The sequence below is a fragment of the Paraburkholderia phenazinium genome (assembly GCF_900141745.1).
GTDB classification, from domain to species: domain Bacteria; phylum Pseudomonadota; class Gammaproteobacteria; order Burkholderiales; family Burkholderiaceae; genus Paraburkholderia; species Paraburkholderia phenazinium_B.
This window is the reverse complement of sequence record NZ_FSRM01000001.1, coordinates 3,969,731-3,988,724: the sequence shown is the minus strand read 5'-3', so window position 1 is coordinate 3,988,724 and position 18,994 is coordinate 3,969,731. Positions and strand designations below refer to the sequence as shown.

Genomic DNA, 18,994 nt, shown 5'->3' with positions numbered 1-18,994 from the left:
TTCGGGTCGAGCGGGTGAACTGTGATGACGATGTAGCCTGCGGCTTTCTTTGCGTCATACCGATCCCTCGTCGACCGGATCTCCTCTGCGTTTTGAAGTGAAACTACTTTTAATCAACTTTGTTTTGGTACTTTGGTTACTAATTTATCAAAAATACCCCTCGATGGGAGAAGAAATTGGTCCCAGGGCGCTTTGGTGTCTCCAAATTGCAATAGTGGTGTGATCGGGCACTCGCCAAGGCATCCCAAAAACAGCAGCAAACCCTTGTCTGACAAGGGAATCACGGTTCGTCTGAGGCAACGTTAAGGATTGCCACTATTGACGCTGTAAAACAGTGGGAGTAGGGCAAAAAACGGGATGTTGTTGCGATATTTGGGACGTTTGACGTCGCAAAAGGGGATGCGGAGATGAAAAAAGGCGCCCTTCGTAGGCGCCTTGTAATACTACACAAACTACAAAAGTTGTCTTAAGCGCTATTTGAGGCTGCCGGAGAGGAATTGCTTGAGCCGTTCGCTCTTCGTGTTCCTGAATACTTCGTCCGGATGGCCTTCTTCCTCGACGCGGCCTTGATGCAAGAACATCACATGGTTCGACACGTTGCGGGCGAACGCCATCTCATGGGTGACGACGATCATCGTGCGGCCTTCTTCGGCGAGCGTCTGCATGACCTTCAGCACTTCGCCGACCAGTTCCGGATCGAGTGCGGAGGTCGGCTCGTCGAACAGCATCACGTCGGGATGCATGGCCAGCGCTCGCGCGATCGCAACACGCTGTTGCTGGCCGCCGGAGAGATGCGACGGATACTGCTTTTCCAGCCGCGGCGCCAGACCTACCTTTTCCAGATATTGGCGGGCGCGGTCCTCGGCCTCGCGGCGCGGCAGTCCTAGCACGCGGATGGGCGCCTCGACGATGTTCTCCAGCACGCTCATGTGCGCCCACAGGTTGAAGTGCTGGAACACCATGGAGAGCCGTGTGCGCACGCGCTGCAACTGCTTGGGATCCGAGACTTTCAGCGCGCCGTGCTTGTCCTTCTGGGTGCGGACCTCTTCGCCGTCGACGAAGATGCGCCCGGCATTGGGCTGTTCGAGAAAATTAATGCAGCGCAGCATCGTGCTCTTGCCCGAACCGGACGAGCCGATCACGCTGATTACGTCGCCGGCATTGGCGCGCAGCGTAACGCCTTTGAGAACTTCGTTGTCGCCGTACTGTTTGTGCAGCTCGTCGACGAAGAGCTTTTGCTTCTTTGTATTCATCGGGATCCTTGACGGCTTACTTGCCTTGGGGCCGCAAATAAGCGAGCCAGCGGCGCTCGGCGCGGCGGAACAGCCACACGAGCGTGAAAGAGATAGCCAGATAGAGCAGGGCGGCGAGGCCGAACGCGTTGAACGACTGATAGGTCGCCGAGTTCACGTCGCGCGCGATCTTGAGGATGTCCGGCACGGTGGCGGTGAAGGCGACCGTGGTGGCGTGCAGCATCAGGATCACTTCGTTGCTGTAGTACGGCAGCGCGCGGCGCAGCGCCGACGGCAGGATCACGCGCCGGTACAGCGTGAACGGCGACATGCCGTAGGCGCGCGCGGCTTCGATCTCGCCGTACGGGGTGGCCTTGATGGCGCCGGCGAAGATTTCGGTGGTGTACGCGCAGGTGTTGAGCGTGAAGGCGAGCAGCGTGCAATGCATGCCGTCGCGGAAGAACGCATTGGTCAGCTCGTGGTTGCGTACTACTTCAAGGCTATAGAGGCCGGTGTAGCAGAGCAGCAGCTGCACGTAGAGCGGCGTGCCGCGAAAGACATACGTATACAGCCACACCAGACTGGCAAGCCATTTCTTCTTCGACACCCGCGCGACCGCCAGCGGAATCGACAGGCAGAAGCCGAGGCCGATCGACACCACTAGCAGCCACAGGGTAATGACGAGACCGGTGAAGCGGTAGCCGTCGCTGTAAAGGTAGTTGCGCCAGTATTCCTGAATGATCTCGATCATAGGTCCGCCTTCCGTACGCCGGTCGAGTAGCGTTTTTCGAGGTACATCAGCACGAAGTTGGAGACCGTGGTGATAACGAGGTAGATAGCCCCGGCAAGCAGGGTAAAGAAGAAGAACCGCAACGTGCCTTTGCCCGCATCCTGCGAAGCCTTCACGACGTCGGCGAGTCCGATGATCGAAACCAGCGCGGTGGCTTTCACCATCACCTGCCAGTTGTTGCCGATGCCAGGCAGCGCAAAGCGCATCATCTGCGGGAACATGATGCGGGAAAACACCTGCCAGCCGCTCATGCCATAGGCGACACCCGCTTCGAGCTGGCCGCGAGGCACGGCGAGAAAGGCGCCGCGGAAGGTTTCGGTGAAGTACGCGCCGTAGATGAAGCCGAGCACGGCGACGCCGGCCACGAACGGGTCGATGTCGATCTGGTCCCAGCCGAGCACGTCGGTCAGGTCGTTCAGCCAGATCTGCAGGCTATAGAACAGCAGCAGCATCAGCACGAGGTCGGGCACGCCGCGCACGAGGGTGGTGTAAAGCGTGCCCACACTATATGAGACACGGTTTTTTGACAGTTTGGCCGCCGCGCCGAGCAGGCCCAGCACGAAGGCGAATGCCAGCGACAGCACCGCCAGCTTGACAGTCTGCCAGGTGCCGTTGAGAAGCAACGGGCCATAGCCTTGAAGGGACATATAAGGTCCTTGACGATGCGTATGAGGCACACCGCGAAAGACGCGGCTTGTCTGCGCCGCGTGAGGTCTGGGTTTCGACTGTAGTACGAAGTGTGCGGCGTTCCCGTCGGATGGTGCTCCGTTGAGCGGTATTCCCGTCCGGGGGGCGCCCGTCGCGCGGCAGGCCCCTGCGGGGTACTGGCCGTCGCTATTCTAGGCGGTCAAAATTCTCGTGCCGGATCCGTTTTGGCGGCCCGCACGGCGATGTCCGCCCGAAAAGCGCGGTATTTTACCCGAACGGACGCGTCACGCGAGTTCGACGCCCTCATGCCTCACGGCGTGCGCCGATTGTCTGTATTTATGAAACGATCCGGTGCACGCTTGCGGGTTGTGCCGGATGCTGTGCGCCCATACATTCTGTGCATTGCAACGCATTGACCAGGGAAACCCATGATCACGATTCGCCGCTCCGAAGCACGAGGCCACGCCAACCACGGTTGGCTCGACTCTTACCATAGCTTCTCGTTTGCCGACTACTACGATCCGGATCACATGCACTTCGGACCGCTACGCGTGATCAACGAAGACCGTATTGCGGGCGGCCAGGGTTTTGGCACCCATGGACATCGCGACATGGAGATCGTCACGTATGTGCTGGAGGGCGCGCTGGCCCATCGCGACAGCATGGGCAACGGCTCGACGATCCGTCACGGCGACGTGCAGCGCATGAGCGCCGGCACAGGCGTGAAGCATAGCGAGTTCAACGCGTCGCAGGACGAAGAGGCGCATCTGCTGCAGATCTGGATCTTGCCGCAACGCGCCGGCGATCAACCGGGCTACGAAGAAAAGCGCTTCGACGACGCCGACAAGCGTGGCCGTCTGCGGATCGTCGCCTCTCCGGATGGACGCGACGGCTCGGTGACGATTCACTCGGATGCGTCGATCTACGCGGCGCTGATCGATGGGGCGGAGCAGGCTACCTTCCCGCTGCCGGCTGGGCGGCGTGCCTATGTGCATGTGGCGCGCGGCGCGCTGACCGTGAATGGCGAAGCGCTCGCTGCGGGCGATGCCGCCATGATCGTCGACGTTGAGACGATCACGCTCGAACAGGGCCGGGACGCGGAGGTACTGCTGTTCGATCTCGGCTCGTTGAACGCTTAAGTGAGGGGGTGTGCTCAGGCGGCTAAAGACGTTTGACGATGCCAACGCGAACTGGGGGTAAGCCCAGGAGTCCCTCAGTTCTCCTGAACCCGGCGCAGAAAAACAGAAACGCCACGGAACGAATTTCCGTGGCGTTTCTGTTTGCAAAGACGCAGAGACAGCGCCGCCATCCCTGCCAGCAGTTACGTCTTGTTAGTTAGCGGCCGGTGCCGACGCTGCACCCTTGTCATGGTGCCAATGCTGGTGCATCTTGTCATGACGGGCTTCCATCTTGGCCCAGTGCGCCTTGATGTCCGTGCTGACGATGGTCTTCTGCTTGTCGTTCAGGCCGTTGTAGAAGGTCAACCAGGCTGCCGAGGTCTGCTCGTGTGCCTGATGGCGCTGCTCTTCGGCCTTTTCGCGCAGGTCATGCAGGGCGTTCAGATCGAGAATGGGCTGCGACTTCAACGCTTCCATCTGATCGTGCATCTGCTTGTGGGCGGCACGCCCTGCTTCGCGGTTCTGCTTCATCGTGTCGAGAGCGGCCTGCCATTGCTTTTCCTGATCCGGGTTCAGGTTAAGCTGGCCGTGCAGCTTGTTCAGTTCCTGCATGAACTGGCCATGGTGATGGTGCCAGCCTCCCGGACCGCCGGGTGCGCCCTGACCATCAGTTTGAGCGGCGTAGACTGAACCGAGGCCGACTGAGCCAAGACCGATAGCAAGCGATGCTGCGGCGACGGCGACGAAGCGTGACATTTTTGTGGACATGAGTGGCTCCTTGTAATGGAATAGCCGACGATGCAAACACGGCAACACAGGACGGGATGCATTCGGTAAGACACAGCGTAGAGATCTGCAGAGTTCGCTGTGTTACCTGAGCGCGTGTCGCTATTACGCGACATTACGTGCGCCTTTCGTCGTAACACCCGGTAACCCTTTGGGGGACCTCCGGCCCGGTAACCCCAACTGCTGCGCGTTAAACTTCATCCCATGGCTACTCAAATACTTGTTGTCGACGACGACCTCGAACTCCGCGATCTGCTGCGCGACTATCTGGCTCGCCAGGGCATCGAAGTTTCGGTGCTCCACGATGCCGGCTCGCTCGAGCGGCGGCTCGAACGCGAGCGTCCGGATCTGATCGTGCTCGACCTGATGATGCCGGGTGTGGACGGCCTGACGGCGCTGCGCAAACTGCGCGCTGCTGGTGACGACATCCCGGTGATCATGCTGACTGCGCGCGCTGACGACGTAGACCGGATCGTCGGTCTCGAACTGGGCGCGGACGACTACCTCGGCAAACCGTTCAATCCGCGCGAGCTGCTGGCGCGCGTGCAGGCTGTGCTGCGGCGCCGCCGCACGTTGCCTTCGGCGGCCGCACCTGAGCAGCGCGAGCCTTTCACCTTCGGCCGCTTCACGCTGGATTTCCAGTCGCGCACGCTGAATCTGGAAGACAAGCCGCTCACGTTGTCGGGCAGCGAGTTCGCCCTCCTAAAGATTTTTGTTAATCATCCTATGCGTACGCTCACCCGCGAACGCCTGCTCGAGTTGCTCCATGGTCCCGAATACGACGGCACCGACCGCGGCATCGACGTCCAGGTCTGGCGTCTGCGACGCATCCTTGAAACCGATCCGTCCACGCCGCGCTTCATTCAGACCGTTCGCGGCCGCGGTTACGTGTTCGTGCCTGATGGCGAACAACATGCGCCGGCCCATTGATTCACTGTTTGGACGGCTGGCGTTGCTGGTCGTCGTGGTACTGCTGCTATCGCATTTCGCGGGCTATGCGCTGTTTCGCCTCGAGCGCAGCCAGTTTCAGAATCGCTACGCTGTAGAAGAGGCGACCTTCCTCGTCGACGCTGTGCGTCAGCACGTCGCCCATACGCCGGATCAGCCGCTGCCTTCGCGCGTGCGCCTCGTCGACCCGGCCTCCAGCGCCGTGCCGGCGGTGCAGCAGGACGACGGCTCGCCGCTTAACCACTTCCTCGACGACGTGCGTGACCGCATGCCGCCGGGCACCCAGGTACGCCTCGGCGAGCCGGGCAAGCCGCCCACGCTGTGGGTGCGCCAGGCGAGTGACCGCGACTGGATCGTCGTCCCGGTGCAGCCGTTGCGGCCGCCGCGTTCGGTCGACCGGATGGTGTTGTGGCTCACCATCATCTTCACGTTTGCGGTAATGGCGGCGCTCTTCGCCGCGTGGCAGTTGCAGCAGCCGTTGCGCTCGCTCGCCAGTGCAGTGGCACGTTTTGGCCGTGGCCAGCCGGTGCCGCCGGTGCCCGAGCGCGGGCCGCGCGAGTTGCGCCAGTTGACCCATGGCTTTAACCAGATGGTCCAGGAAGTGGCGCGCACGGAGAACGATCGGGCGGTGATGCTTGCCGGTGTCGCACACGATCTGAAGACGCCGCTAGCGCGGCTGCGCCTGCGAGCCGAAATGATGGACGAGGCGAAGGTGCGCGACGGCGTGGTGCGCGACGTCGATTCGATGACGCACATCGTCGAGCAGTTTCTGGTGTTCGCACACGACGGCGCGGATCGCAGCGAGGCCGTCGAAGTGGATGCGCAATGCGAACGCGTGGTGCGCAGCTATCGGGCGGTTGCCAACAGCGCGGCCTCGGTGCTGACCGACCTGAAGGCGGGTCCGGGCTTCCTGCTGCCAGCCGCTACGCTCGACCGCATTCTGTCGAACCTGCTCGACAACGCACATGCGTACGGTCAGCCACCGGTTATCGTGTCTACCGCGCGAACGTCGTCGGGTTACACGCTGGCTGTGCAGGACAACGGCCAGGGCATCGCCGCGCAGGATCTGATGAACGCGAGCCGTCCGTTCGTGCGGCTCGACCCGGCGCGTGGCGGCAACGGCCATAGCGGGCTAGGGCTTGCGATCGTCGAACGGTTGGTCCGTCGCGCGGGCGGAGAATGGGAAATCGGCAACCATGGCGGGCGCGGCCTGCGCGTCCTGATGACGTTCCCGTTCGAGGCCGTGCCGCGCATGGCTACTGTCTCGGAGAGCGCCTGGTAGGGCCGGCCTGGCAGCGTTGGCCTGGTCGCTGCTGCTTCCAGGCCTGCCGGCCTTCTGCCTTTCAGTCCGGTCCTGACGCCTTCTCTTCCTCCGAAGTCTTACTCCGAAAACAGCGTATTCAGCGCAGCGGCCGCGTCGCTGTCCACCGTATTCCACGTAACGGTTTCTGCTTCGAAGATGTAGTGAGTCGTGTACTTGCCGAGGCGCGTGAGAATTTCTTCCTGGATCAGCTCCGGGGCGACATCGAGCTTCAGATACCACGCCGTTGACGATAGGCGCGTCTGAAAGGCGCCGTACTCGGACAACAGATGATCGAACGCGTCAGCATCGTGATCGCGGCAAACGATGACCAGATTTCCCTTCATGCATCTCTCCTGGTAGAGCGGTGACGACAAGCTTCGTATGAAGGTCGATCATACCTGCTTACCTGCGGAGTGTCGGCACTCGCAACGTTGCGCCGTATCGATTCACCAGGCTGTCGCTGCGGTGCGCGCCGGCGGCGCGGTGTCGTCTGGCGGCAGCGCTTCAGTGCGGTCGCGGCCGCCGGTTTTGGCGGCGTAAAGGGCGAGGTCGGCCCGGCTCATGATCCGCTCGGGCAGATCTTCGCGCGACAACTCGGTGATGCCGATGCTGACGCTCAGACCGGCTGAGGAGGGCAGCTTGGTCGACGGCACGGCCTTGAGCCGGGTGCGCAGCCGCTCGACGACCTCGCGGCCGCCCTCGAGGGCGGTGGCCGGCAACAGGATGCCGAATTCCTCGCCGCCCAGCCGGCCGATCGCGTCGTTGGCACGCAGTTCGGCGCGACAAGTATCGACGAAGTGTTCGAGCGCGCGGTCGCCGGCAGCGTGGCCGAAGCGGTCGTTGATCTGCTTGAAGTGGTCGAGGTCGGCGATCGCCATGCACAGCGCGTCGCCGCTCGCCTGCGCGCGTTCGATTTCACGGCGCAACAGGTCGAGGAAATAGCGGCGCGACAAGGCGCCCGTGAGCGCATCGTGACGCGCCTCGGCAGACAGCAGCGTATTGGCCGATTGCAACTGTTCGGCGAGGTCGCGCGTCGCCCGGTGGTGGCGGCGCTCGCGCACGTAGGACACGGTAATCACCCATGCCAGCGCCGCGGTGCCCGCGAGCGTGAGAAAGACCAGCAGCCGGTCGCGCTTATGGTTGCGCAGCAGTTCGGGCCAGGCCGTGAGCGGATCGACCAGATGCGCGGAGAGTCCCGAATTGAGGCCGCTGCGCGATTCGTACAGCGCCGGCATAGGCCGGTCGGTGATGGCGAACAGTTGTGTGGCGATCGCGGAGGGCACCCACGGCGCCTCCTCGCGTACCTGCCGCATGTCCGCCTCGATCTGGACGTTCGGGAATTCGACGCGGCGATAAACGTTTTCGCGATCGGCGACGCTCATCTGCTTGACGCGTCCATCCGGCAGCACATGGCCTTCCAGCGCGCTGTTGTGGGCCATGATGATCACGCCGTTTTCGTCGGCCACGAACGTGCCCGCGTGGGCGACCCAGTGACGCAAGCGCCCGATCCCGACCTTGGCGATTACTGCACCTACCAGCACGCCATCGTCGTAGGCGGGTGCCGCGATGAAGATGCCGGGCTCGCCGCTCGACCGGCCGACGCCATAGGCTTCGCCGAAGGCGCCGAGTAGCGCGTTGGACAGATAGTTGCGGGTGCGCATGTCGATGCCGACAAAGCCGCGCGACTGCTCATTGCTCGACGCAACGCACACGCCGTTGGCGTTGACGAGCCAGATCGAGTCGAGTCCCGAGAAACCTTGAGCGTCGTGCAGGAAGCTGCTGACCGTCGTCAATTCCGGCACTTTGAGCAAGGCATTGCGCAGGGCGGATTCCGGCGCGGTGCTCGTCACCGAATAAGCTTGCGAGTGGGCGAGCGCCTGCTGGACCACATTCAGTTCCGCCATCGTGGCTGGAATGGCGCGAGCCATGGAGAGGTCGCTGGCGATGACCTCCGCCATGTTGTCGACGACCGACGAGGACATTTGCCGTTGCGCGCGCAGGGCGGCGTCGAGTTCCTGCTGAACCATGCGGTCCGCGATCACACCCGACACGAGCCAGCACACCAGCACGACCAGCGCGAAGCTGACCGGCCCGACTGCATGGCGCAAGGATTTCCTGTTCATCGACTCTCGGATCCGTCTGACTTTTATATGCAACAAGGTCAATCGTTGCAGCGCGCCGGCGCTGAGTCGTTGCTGGGGCGGCGGTATGTCCGCCGCGGCGATCTGGGACAGTTCGGTTGAAGCCCTCGGTATCCGTCCGTCACAGTCGCTTTGTCTCGATTTTAACCGCCAGACGGCGCAGCGCCATCCGATATTGCGATTCGGCGTATGTCATCAGGTAGTTAACGGCTGTAAGGGGGGCTTTCTGAACAGGGCCGCGGGTTTTCCAGATGTGCCCGGAGCATGTCCGAGGGTGTCCGGTCACCGGTTTTGCCGGTCGGGCAGGGCCGCCAGAGGCCCTGCGTGCAACTGATTTGCCCCGAAAGGTTGTGCCTGAAACACAGGTTGTAGTAGTGTCGTGCCGTCCAAAACAAGGAAAGCTCGCCAGCCCCAGGGCGACGCCTGTCGTGACAGGCAGCCGGAGCGGCCCTCCAGGGTGGTTTGACGGGGGGAAGATGCCCCCGGCCGCCGCCGGTCATTCTCTCTCCGACGCTAACGATTACCTCGCATATGCTTGTTGTCATGCCTGATTTCTGCTTTCCGGACCGAGCTTCCGGCCTTCGCGCCGGGGTTGCCGCGCGAGCGGCGAACCTCGCCTGTTCCGTCGTCCCGGCACCGCTCGATGCGGTCTGTCTCCACGTAGCGTATGTAAACAGGAAGGGTGCTGCCTGATGGACTTCAGTTTCGATCTGAAACGCACCGCCAATGCTTCCGCCTGGCGCTTGCTGCCCAACGGCTGGGACTTCGTCGCCTTTCCGCTGATCATCTGTGTGATTGCCTCCGTGGCAATCGGCTTTCACCAGACGCTCGCGCCCATGTCGACGCTCAAGACCCAGGTGATCTCTCTGGCTCCGTCGAGCTTGCCCGAATACGCGCTGCGCACCACGCTGCGCATGCTGGCGGCGATGGTGGCCTCGCTCGCCTTCACGCTGATCTATGGCACGCTCGCCGCCAAGAGCCGCCGTGCCGGTCTCGTGCTGGTGCCGATTCTCGACATCCTGCAGTCGGTGCCGGTGCTGGGCTACATTTCGTTTACGGTTACCTTCTTTCTTGCGCTATTCCCGGGCCGGGTGCTGGGCGCGGAGCTCGCCGCGATCTTCGCAATCTTCACGAGCCAGGCCTGGAACATGACCTTCAGCTTCTACCAGTCGCTGCGCACCGTGCCGCGCGATCTGGACGAGGTCTCGCGCGGTTTTCATCTGACCGGCTGGCAGCGTTTCTGGAAGCTCGAAGTGCCGTTCTCGATGCCGGGCCTCATCTGGAACATGATGATGTCGATGTCGGGCGGCTGGTTCTTCGTGGTGGCCTCCGAAGCGATCACGGTGGGCAACAACACGATCACGCTGCCGGGGATCGGCGCCTACCTGGCGCAGGCGATCTCGGACAAGAACATGCACGCGATCGGCTGGGTCATCCTGACGATGACGATCGTGATTCTCGCCTACGACCAGTTTCTGTTCCGCCCGCTCGTTGCGTGGGCCGACAAGTTCCGCATGGAGAACACCAGCTCCGGTAACGCGCCGGAATCCTGGCTGCTCGACCTCGTGCGGCGCACTCGTCTGATTCACCGCCTGCTGGTGCCAATGGGCTGGATCTTCGCCAATGCGGCGCGCGTACCGATGCGTCTGCCGTCGTTCGCCGGCGTCAGTTTCCCGGTACCGCAGCGTCAGAAGTCGTCGCGCGTGGGCGACATCATCTGGGGCGTCCTCGTGATTCTCCTGACGGTGTACGTCGTCTTTCGCGTCGTGACCTATGTACGCACCGGCGTCACGCTCGATGAAGTGGGCCACGTACTCGTGCTCGGGTTGATCACGCTGCTGCGGGTGGTGTTGCTGATCGCCATTTCTTCTGTGATCTGGGTGCCGATCGGTGTGCTGATCGGACTGCGTCCGGCGCTGGCGGAAAAGATCCAGCCGCTCGCGCAGTTCCTGGCTGCGTTCCCGGCCAACCTGCTGTTCCCGGTGTTCGTGATCGTCATCGTGCGCTTTCATCTGAACCCGGATATCTGGCTGTCGCCGCTGATCGTGCTCGGCACCCAGTGGTATATCCTGTTCAACGTGATCGCAGGCGCCAGTTCGTATCCGAACGACTATAAGGAGGCGGCGGCCAACTTCGGTATCCGCGGCTGGCAGTGGTGGCGCAAGGCGATGCTGCCGGGCATTTTCCCGTACTACATCACAGGCGCGATTACGGCCTCGGGCGGCGCGTGGAATGCGAGCATCGTGGCCGAGTACGTGCAGTGGGGCGACACCAAGGTGGTGGCCCACGGGTTGGGTTCCTATATCGCGCAGACCACGGCCGCGGGCGACTTCCCGAAAATCATTCTCGGCATTGCCGTGATGTCCCTGTTTGTGACTTTGTTTAACCGCCTGCTGTGGCGTCCGATGTACGCCTACGCCGAATCCAAGCTTCGGCTCGATTGACAGGAAATTAAAGGCAAACCGCGATGCAAAATCCTAAAGCTGCCGTTACCGCTGCGCCGGTCCAGACGCCACCCTCGCCGCCGCGTCTGGGTGCGGAGATTCTGGCCGTCAAGGACGTGTCCAGAGGCTTCAACAAGAATCAAGGCGAGCTGCTGGTGCTCGACGACGTGAACCTGTCGCTGCGTGAAGGCGAGATCGTCGGCATGCTGGGCCGCTCGGGCTCGGGCAAGTCGACGCTGCTGCGTATCATCGCCGGCCTGATCGAGCCGACCGGCGGCAAGGTCGATTACCTCGGCAAGCCGCTCGACGGTCCCGCCAAGGGCGTGGCGATGGTGTTCCAGACCTTCGCGCTGTTCCCCTGGCTGACGGTTCTGCAGAACGTGGAAGCGGGTCTCGAAGCGCAGGGCGTCGGTGCTCGCGAACGCCGCGAACGTGCGCTGGCGGCGATCGACCTGATCGGTCTGGACGGCTTCGAAAACGCTTATCCGCGCGAGTTGTCAGGCGGTATGCGTCAACGTGTGGGCTTCGCCCGCGCGCTGGTGGTCGATCCTACGCTGCTGCTGATGGACGAGCCGTTCTCCGCGCTCGACGTGCTGACCGCCGAAACGCTGCGTACCGACCTGCTGGATCTGTGGACGCAGGGCCGTATGCCGATCAAGTCGGTGCTGATCGTCACGCACAACATCGAAGAAGCGGTGTTCATGTGCGACCGGATTCTGGTGCTCTCGTCGAACCCGGGCCGCGTGATCGCCGAGATCAAGGTGCCGTTCAATCACCCGCGTAACCGTCTCGACCCGGCGTTCCGCAAACTGGTGGACGAGATCTACGCGAAGATGACGGCGCGTCAGACCGACGAGTCAACGAAGAAGGGCCTGGAACTCGGAAGCTGGCTGCCGCATGTGTCGACCAACCTTATGGCCGGTCTGATCGAAATGCTGGCTGCGGCACCGTACCATGGCCGCGCGGACATGCCGGAAATTGCCCGTTCGTTGCATCTCGAGGTCGACGATCTGTTTCCGGTCGCCGAAGTGCTGCAGCATCTTGGCTTTGCCGATGTGCGCGAAGGGGATATTTTCCTGACACCGCCGGCACGCGTGTTTTCCGAGTTTGGCACGCAGGAGCGGAAGATGATGTTCGCCGAGCATCTGCTGCGCCACGTGCCGCTCGCCGCGCGAATCAAGAAGGTACTCAACGAACGCCCGGGGCATCGTGCGCCGCGTGTGCGCTTCGAGCAGGAACTGGAAGATTTTCTGTCGGATAGCGCGGCCGAAGAGACGCTCGACGCGGTCATCAACTGGGGCCGTTACGGCGAGATCTTCTCGTACAACGACCAGACGGAAATTTTCAGTCTCGAGGACGTGGAGTCCTGATACGTCGGGTTCGAAGTGAATAGCAAAGGGGCGGCAAGGTTAGACCTGCCGCCCCTTTTGCATTATTGGAGATTGCCCCAGCGGTCCACGGCCGGTTCGGCCGAAGCCCACTTCCAGCCCTGGTCCTGCAGACAGGCGCTGGCGGTGTACCAGCTTTCGTGCGCGTTGGGCTTGTTGCTATCCGCGACCGAGAAGACAAAGTCCTTGCAGATGGCGAGTGCCGACGTGAACGCACGCGTCACGCGTACCTCGCCGTGGCCGTTCTCGATTGGCATCTTGTGCTTGACGCTCCACGGTTTGGTCTCGCCCACCGCCATGCCGCCCGCGAGCTGAGCCATCTCGTTCTGCTGGTCGCTGTGCATGTTGCGCATGTAGCGAGCCACGGCTTCGTCCGTGGCCGCTTGCACCGCAATGCCGACGCCAATGCCGACAGCGGGATTGGCAGTCACGAGACCCGACGCGACCCCGGCGGCCGCACCGCTTGCAGCACCCACCGACGAGCAGCCGCTCGTCAGCAGGCTCGCGCCGACGCACAGCGCAGCGGCCAGCACGACCCGCACGCGCATGGGCATTGTCAGACGCGATTTCATTGCAGCGCGCCCCAGCGTTCGGTGGCGGGTTCTGCGGAAGCCCACTTCCACGCCGTGCCGTCGCGGCAGATCGAGGCGACGTAGAACGCGCTGCTGGCGGGCTTATCCTTGGTCGCGTCCACATCGACCGAGAAGACGATTTCCTTGCAGTCGAGCGCGCCTGCGCTGATGGTGCGGCTCACGGTGACGCGGCCATGCGTGTCGTCTTCGATCGGCACGCTATGCGTGACGCTCCACGGTGCGACGGCACCGACATCGAGCGGTCCGGCGACCTTGGCGATGCCGTCCTGCGTATTGCGGTGGACGACACGTTCCGTGTATTGCACGCCGGCCTGCGCAGCGGCGACGGCACCGAGGCCGATACCGGTAGCAACAGCAGCGTTATGGGTGACCTGGCCGGCGATTGCGGCACCGCCGATACCGGCGCCGGCGGTGGCCGTCTCCGAGTAGAGCGAACTGCAGCCGCTCAGATTGGCTGAGATGAGCACCGCGACGGCCAATGCCGTGAGCGATGCGAGACTCGCGCGCGAAGTCCGGTGAGTCCTGCGCGCACTACTGTTTGATGTTTGCATTTCCCTACCTGTGCTCCTGCCTCTGCCATGCGCGCCGCTTTGTAACGACGCGTCGAGCTGACCACGCGCCGCGCGCGACGCTGCAGCATTTTGCAGGATGCCATTTGCAAATGGGATAGGAAAAATGCAAGCAATTGCAAAAGATGATGCGCCGCGCAGCCTTTTCTGGCTTGGCTTTTCACGCGCAGCGCAGACAGGCGACTGTCAGGACTCGCTTTCTTTTTCTTCGGTCGCGTCGTCGGTGCCGTAGGTGCTAAGCCGGTTGTAGAGCGTCTTCAGGCTCACGCCGAGTGCCTTCGCCGCGCGACGTTTGTCGCCGCCGCAGTACTTCAGCGTGCCGAGGATGATCTGCTTCTGCGCATCAGCAAGCGGCGTGCCGATCCAGACACTCATCGCATCGCCTTGGGTGACCGCTTTCTTCACGCGTGACGCGAGGTGCGGATGAGGCAGTTCGACGGATTTCTCGGCGAGGATGAAGGCGCGGTAAATGGCGTTTTTCAGTTCGCGCACATTGCCCGGCCACGACCAGGTGCGCAGCGTTTCAATCGAACGTTTGCTGAAGCTCTTGCTGGTGCTTTCCTGTGCGTTCAACGCGGCGAGGAAATGCTGCGCCAACAATTCACGATCGCCTTCGCGCTCGCGCAGCGGCGGCGCGCGCAGCGGAAACACGGCGAGCCGATACATCAGGTCTTCGCGCAAACCGTTTTCTTTCACGGCGATCGCAGGGTCACGGTTGGTGGCCGCGATCACTCGCACGTCGCTCTGAATCAGTTCGTTGCCGCCGACCCGATAGAACGTGCCGGTCTCCAGCGCGCGCAGCAGCTTCACTTGACGCACCGGCGCCATCTCGGTGATTTCGTCGAGAAACAGCGTGCCGCCGTTGGCGTGTTCGAAGTAGCCGACGCGGCCCTGCACGGCGCCTGTGAAGCTGCCTTTTTCGTGGCCGAACAGTTCGGCTTCGATCAGTTCATCGGGGATCGCGCCGCAGTTGACGGCGATGAAGGGCGCGTCCTTGCGCCCGCTGCGATCGTGAATCGTGCGGGCGATCAGTTCCTTGCCGGTGCCGGATTCGCCGATGATCAGCGCGGTTGCGTCGGTGGAGGCCACGCGTTCGATTTGTTCGTATAAATCCAGCATGACGGGCGAAGAGCCGTACAGCAGACCGTACGACTTCAGGCCCGCGACGCCCTCCGTCACGCGAGACTTCCCCCCTGCCGCTGCGTCGCCGCCGGAGGCAAGTGTGGGGGAGTCCAGATCGATTGACGCCATAACCAGGTTGTCCTGTGCAAATGTGTTCGATAGTGCCGCGCAGGCCTGTGAAGAGGGTGAGCCTGTGCATTCATGCAATGGATCACTATCTCATAAAAATTGATTTAACCATCGGTGGCTTGTCACGGCAATGTGCATGTCGACGACGAATGCAGATCGAAGCAAGCCACTAAAAAATTGTGCCGCGTGTTGCCGTCCAAAGCGCATGCTCGGCGCGTGAAGTGTCTGTTTTGCGACGGCGCGCTTACGACGGTGCATTTGCGGCGGTCTGTCTGAATGCGGATCGGCGCGCACAGTCAGCCGGCAATATTGACCGCCGACCGGATATCGAATCGGCACGATTGTCGCGATTGCCGATGCGGAACTCGGTACGCTGCTATCGATCGACTAGATTATCGGGTATGCCGTTTGCAACCCTATCACTTTTGGGACATGCGGCGCGTTTCCGGCTGGTTTGCCACGCCAAACGCGCGCCGACATAGAGATAGGAGCGACTCATGACTCACACGACACAACAGCTTGAACTCGGGCGGCAGAAGATCGTTGACGACTTGCGGGTGCTGCTGACCGACTCGGAGGAAATACTGCGACTCGCCGCCAACGTGCCGGGTGAAGGTGTCGAGGCATTGCGCGAGCGCCTCGGGGCGCACGTCGAGACCCTGCAGGCGGCGATCGGCGATGCGCAAGGCGCGGCGCAGCGGCGCTACCGGGTCGCCACGGTGAATGCCGAGCGTTATGTGCGGCACAACCCTTGGCGCGCCCTTGGAATTTCTGCCAGTGTGGGATTTCTGCTCGGCGTGCTGGCAACACGCTAGACGGCGCAGCGGACGGTCTGCCTGCCCCGCTGTGTGTCAGGACAACCTTAAAGGGCTTGGTCGGGCGAGGCAACGGCACTGAATGATTCCATTGATTACCGGCTTACGTATGGAGGTTGAACATGGCACGGCCCAGGATCGGCATTTTCGGCGCATTGGTGGCTGTAGGCGGTTTGCTGGCGTGGCGCTGGGCGCAAAAGCACCGCGCCTCGCAGGCGCATCTGAACCGGGACCTGAGTCGCTGGGAGGACGAGGGCGGGGCGGTTGTCAACGTTGCTCAAACTGCTCCGGCGACAGCGAGCCAGGCGGGTGCGGCCCCCGCCACCGGTACAAACGGCGCGAGCCATCCAAACGGACTCGGTGAAGCATGGCCGTTTCCGCACAGCTGAGCCGCATACGCCTCGCGCGAGTTGTCTCGGTTGTTGTCAAAAGGGCCGCAGTTGGGTGTAAGGCAAACCTGACAATTCGCCGCAATAAAGTTTTATAATGGGGATTCATACAACAATAGGACCACTCGGCGCCGCGTAACACGTATATTGTTGCGAATTTGTGCCAGGTGCGGTTTTTTGCTGGAGCTCGAGGAGGCGCCCCGAAAGTTAGTGGGTCCTCACGTCGCCGCCTTCTGTTTGCGGGGACGTACCAGCGCCCAGCCGTTTTTCCATGCCTTCACGCATGCCATCCACAACCAGACCCCTTCGGGCTTTCGAGACGCGATGCCACACGTATTGATTGTTGATGACGATGCCGGTACCCGCGAGGCGCTCGCTGCCATCATTGGCGAAGACGGCCTCACCACTGCCACTGCAGGCGATCTGCGCGAAGCGCGTATCCAGCTGGTCCGGCAGATGCCGGATGTCGTGTTTACCGACCTGAAGCTGCCGGACGGCAGCGGAGTTGACCTGTTCGAAGACCTCGACCCGCGCTCCGGCGTCGAAGTTATTGTGATTACCGGCCATGCTACGGTCGAATCGGCCGTCAACGCCCTCAAGATGGGCGCGACCGATTATCTGGTGAAGCCGATCAACATGCAGCGCGTGAAGGCGATTCTGTCGCGCCTGCCGCGCCCCGGCGACCTAAAGGCGGAAATCGGTACGTTGCGCGGCGAGTTGCGCCGTATGGGCCGCTTTGGGTTGATGCTCGGCAATTCGCCGGCCATGCAGGAGGTCTACGACCAGATTGGCCGCGTCGCGCCTACTGCAGCATCGGTGATGCTGGTAGGCGAGTCCGGCACCGGCAAGGAAGTGGCCGCGCAGACCTTGCACCAGTTGAGCTTGCGCCGTAAGCACGCGTTTCTCGCGGTGAACTGCGGCGCCATTTCGCCGAACCTGATCGAATCGGAAATGTTCGGCCATGAGCGGGGTTCGTTCACGGGCGCAGACCGGCAGCACAAAGGCTATTTCGAAAGGGCCAACGGCGGCACGCTTTTCCTCGACGAAATCACCGAAATGCCGATCGAGCTGCAGGTGAAGCTGCTGCGGGTGCTCGAAACCGGCATGTTCATGCGGGTCGGCACCACGAAGGAAATCGAAACCGATGTGCGGCTGATTGCGGCGACCAATCGTGATCCGGAGCAGGCAGTGCTCGAAGGCAAGCTGCGTCTGGATCTGTATCACCGCCTGAACGTTTTTCCGATCAGCCTGCCGCCGCTGCGCGAACGCGGCAAGGACGTCGATTTGCTGGCGCAGGCGTTCCTCGACGATCTCAACGAGCGTCACGGCACGCGAAAGCATTTCCCGCCGGCGGTCAAGGAAATGCTGATGTCCTATCCGTGGCCCGGCAACGTGCGCGAGCTGAAGAACTATGTGCAGCGCGCGCACATCATGTCGGGTACGGATTCCGATAACACGGCGACGGTGCCGTTGCAGATCACGCTGTCCAAACCGGCCGCCGGCACGGCGATCACGATTCCATTCGGCACCTCGCTTGCCGAAGCGGACCGTCAGCTGATTCTCGCTACCCTTGAGCAGTGCGGTGGCGTGAAAACCCGCGCAGCGGAAATTCTCGGCATCAGTCTGAAGACGCTGTACAACCGGCTGGTCGAGTACGGCAATGATGCCAGCCGCGAGGACGGGGACGCTTCAGACGAATCGCGCGCCCTGGGCGGTGCCGACGCCTGAGGTTGTTGCACCGGGGCGCTTGCGCCCCGGCATAGGCCTTGCTGCGATTGTCCCAAACGCACACAAGGGACTTCTATGTCGTCGCCTACCCACGCTACTGTGCTCGAGGCGCATCGCCCCGAGCCGACTGACCCGCCCCACCCTCACGAGCCCGATACGGTGCCGGACCCGACCCGCGAACCGGTCGAACCCACTGCACCGCCTATCGGCGATCCGCCTCCGCAGCCGAATGAGACGCCGCATATTTCGCGCAGTGCGCTCTCGTAGTTGGCGCTCTGACGCGACTTTCGAGGCGGCGGTCACTTCGCTCTTTATCATTTTGTGGCCGCCATCAGCGCGTTTCGTTCGTTGATGTACTTGTTACAAAGCCGGCGACGGTTTTACCGGCAAATTACTGTCTTGAGCCCTAGACTATGTTGATGCCGTCAACGAGGGCGGCGGGCTTCCCCAGGAGGCATCGATCATGAGACACCCGGCATTGCGGCGCTCCGCGCGCCATTCGAAGCGCGATTCGCGCCCCGGCGGCGGAGCAGGGGCTTCGCCATCGGGCGGCCCGTCTGCAGGAGCGGACTCGCCAGGACACGATCCAGCAGGGCAGAACCGCATTGCGCCCGACGCGCCACCGGACGGCGAACACAACCAGGGTGGGGTACGCCCGGAAGGCATCGAATATCAGCGTGACCTCGGTTCCGAGCAGGACGCCTGACAGATTTCGTCGTTTCCTCATACGAAGCAAAAAATTTTCGCGCGATGCCTGCGGACGGCAGGTTTCTGCTTGCCTGTCACATTTGCACACATTTTTATTCCGCGAATTTAGAGATACGGCACGCGACTTGCATGCACCACGACGG

The 18,994-nt window shown here is 62.2% G+C and carries 19 protein-coding genes; 10 read left to right on the top strand and 9 right to left on the bottom strand.

The window, feature by feature from the left end:
* Nucleotides 1-473 precede the first annotated feature (473 nt).
* The 3 genes from BUS06_RS17865 to BUS06_RS17855 are packed head-to-tail and all read right to left on the bottom strand — an operon-like array spanning nt 474 to nt 2,669.
* Nucleotides 474-1,253, bottom strand: a complete 780-nt coding sequence (locus tag BUS06_RS17865) for an ABC transporter ATP-binding protein (protein ID WP_074265468.1) — start codon at nt 1,251-1,253, stop codon at nt 474-476.
* A gap of 16 nt (nt 1,254-1,269) precedes the next feature.
* Nucleotides 1,270-1,983: an ABC transporter permease gene (locus BUS06_RS17860; protein ID WP_074265467.1), complete on the bottom strand. Its 714-nt coding sequence runs from the start codon at nt 1,981-1,983 to the stop codon at nt 1,270-1,272.
* The gene (locus BUS06_RS17855) at nt 1,980-2,669 is read right to left on the bottom strand and encodes an ABC transporter permease (RefSeq protein ID WP_074265466.1); all 690 of its coding nucleotides are present in this window, start codon (nt 2,667-2,669) and stop codon (nt 1,980-1,982) included. The genes BUS06_RS17860 and BUS06_RS17855 overlap by 4 nt, the downstream gene beginning before the upstream one ends.
* A 429-nt stretch (nt 2,670-3,098) precedes the next feature.
* On the opposite strand from BUS06_RS17855, the gene BUS06_RS17850 reads away from it, so the two are divergent.
* Nucleotides 3,099-3,809, top strand: a complete 711-nt coding sequence (locus BUS06_RS17850; protein ID WP_074265465.1) for a pirin family protein — start codon at nt 3,099-3,101, stop codon at nt 3,807-3,809.
* Between the two features lie 192 nt (nt 3,810-4,001).
* Here the strand turns inward: BUS06_RS17850 and BUS06_RS17845 are convergent, their stop codons facing one another.
* Complete coding sequence (locus BUS06_RS17845; protein ID WP_074265464.1) at nt 4,002-4,556, bottom strand: Spy/CpxP family protein refolding chaperone; 555 nt, start codon at nt 4,554-4,556, stop codon at nt 4,002-4,004.
* A gap of 222 nt (nt 4,557-4,778) precedes the next feature.
* Here BUS06_RS17845 and BUS06_RS17840 point away from each other — a divergent pair, with 222 nt between their 5' ends.
* Both BUS06_RS17840 and BUS06_RS17835 read left to right on the top strand, forming a co-directional pair.
* Nucleotides 4,779-5,504: a response regulator gene (locus BUS06_RS17840; protein ID WP_074265463.1), complete on the top strand. Its 726-nt coding sequence runs from the start codon at nt 4,779-4,781 to the stop codon at nt 5,502-5,504.
* Nucleotides 5,488-6,804 carry an ATP-binding protein gene (locus tag BUS06_RS17835; RefSeq protein ID WP_074265462.1) on the top strand — a complete coding sequence of 439 codons (1,317 nt, stop codon included), beginning with the start codon at nt 5,488-5,490 and terminating at the stop codon, nt 6,802-6,804. The genes BUS06_RS17840 and BUS06_RS17835 overlap by 17 nt, the downstream gene beginning before the upstream one ends.
* Before the next feature lie 98 nt (nt 6,805-6,902).
* Here the strand turns inward: BUS06_RS17835 and BUS06_RS17830 are convergent, their stop codons facing one another.
* The gene (locus tag BUS06_RS17830) at nt 6,903-7,169 is read right to left on the bottom strand and encodes a double-stranded DNA-specific endonuclease (RefSeq protein WP_074265461.1); all 267 of its coding nucleotides are present in this window, start codon (nt 7,167-7,169) and stop codon (nt 6,903-6,905) included.
* Between the two features lie 102 nt (nt 7,170-7,271).
* Nucleotides 7,272-8,948, bottom strand: coding sequence for a sensor domain-containing diguanylate cyclase (locus BUS06_RS17825; protein ID WP_074265460.1), 1,677 nt, complete (start codon nt 8,946-8,948; stop codon nt 7,272-7,274).
* Between the two features lie 710 nt (nt 8,949-9,658).
* Here BUS06_RS17825 and BUS06_RS17820 point away from each other — a divergent pair.
* On the top strand, nt 9,659-11,410 hold the full coding sequence (locus tag BUS06_RS17820) for an ABC transporter permease (RefSeq protein WP_074265459.1): 1,752 nt from the start codon (nt 9,659-9,661) through the stop codon (nt 11,408-11,410).
* Nucleotides 11,411-11,433: 23 nt separating this feature from the next.
* Complete coding sequence (locus BUS06_RS17815; RefSeq protein ID WP_074265458.1) at nt 11,434-12,780, top strand: ABC transporter ATP-binding protein; 1,347 nt, start codon at nt 11,434-11,436, stop codon at nt 12,778-12,780.
* A 62-nt stretch (nt 12,781-12,842) separates the two neighbouring features.
* On the opposite strand, the gene BUS06_RS17810 is transcribed toward BUS06_RS17815, so the two are convergent.
* From BUS06_RS17810 to BUS06_RS17800, 3 genes are all read right to left on the bottom strand, one after another.
* Complete coding sequence (locus tag BUS06_RS17810) at nt 12,843-13,370, bottom strand: hypothetical protein (RefSeq protein WP_074265457.1); 528 nt, start codon at nt 13,368-13,370, stop codon at nt 12,843-12,845.
* Nucleotides 13,367-13,942 (bottom strand): hypothetical protein, encoded by a 576-nt coding sequence (locus BUS06_RS17805; protein ID WP_074265456.1) that lies wholly within the window; start codon nt 13,940-13,942, stop codon nt 13,367-13,369. The genes BUS06_RS17810 and BUS06_RS17805 overlap by 4 nt, the downstream gene beginning before the upstream one ends.
* A 204-nt stretch (nt 13,943-14,146) precedes the next feature.
* Nucleotides 14,147-15,211 carry a sigma-54 interaction domain-containing protein gene (locus BUS06_RS17800; RefSeq protein ID WP_074265455.1) on the bottom strand — a complete coding sequence of 355 codons (1,065 nt, stop codon included), beginning with the start codon at nt 15,209-15,211 and terminating at the stop codon, nt 14,147-14,149.
* A gap of 497 nt (nt 15,212-15,708) precedes the next feature.
* On the opposite strand from BUS06_RS17800, the gene BUS06_RS17795 reads away from it, so the two are divergent.
* The 5 genes from BUS06_RS17795 (at nt 15,709) to BUS06_RS17775 (ending at nt 18,849) form a co-directional block, all read left to right on the top strand.
* Nucleotides 15,709-16,026, top strand: a complete 318-nt coding sequence (locus BUS06_RS17795) for an ElaB/YgaM/YqjD family protein (protein ID WP_074265454.1) — start codon at nt 15,709-15,711, stop codon at nt 16,024-16,026.
* A gap of 122 nt (nt 16,027-16,148) precedes the next feature.
* Nucleotides 16,149-16,415: a hypothetical protein gene (locus BUS06_RS17790; protein ID WP_074265453.1), complete on the top strand. Its 267-nt coding sequence runs from the start codon at nt 16,149-16,151 to the stop codon at nt 16,413-16,415.
* Between the two features lie 324 nt (nt 16,416-16,739).
* On the top strand, nt 16,740-18,143 hold the full coding sequence (locus tag BUS06_RS17785) for a sigma-54-dependent transcriptional regulator (RefSeq protein ID WP_074265452.1): 1,404 nt from the start codon (nt 16,740-16,742) through the stop codon (nt 18,141-18,143).
* A gap of 75 nt (nt 18,144-18,218) precedes the next feature.
* The gene (locus BUS06_RS17780; RefSeq protein WP_074265451.1) at nt 18,219-18,410 is read left to right on the top strand and encodes a hypothetical protein; all 192 of its coding nucleotides are present in this window, start codon (nt 18,219-18,221) and stop codon (nt 18,408-18,410) included.
* A gap of 196 nt (nt 18,411-18,606) precedes the next feature.
* Nucleotides 18,607-18,849 (top strand): hypothetical protein, encoded by a 243-nt coding sequence (locus BUS06_RS17775; RefSeq protein WP_074265450.1) that lies wholly within the window; start codon nt 18,607-18,609, stop codon nt 18,847-18,849.
* The last annotated feature ends 145 nt before the right edge of the window (nt 18,850-18,994 follow it).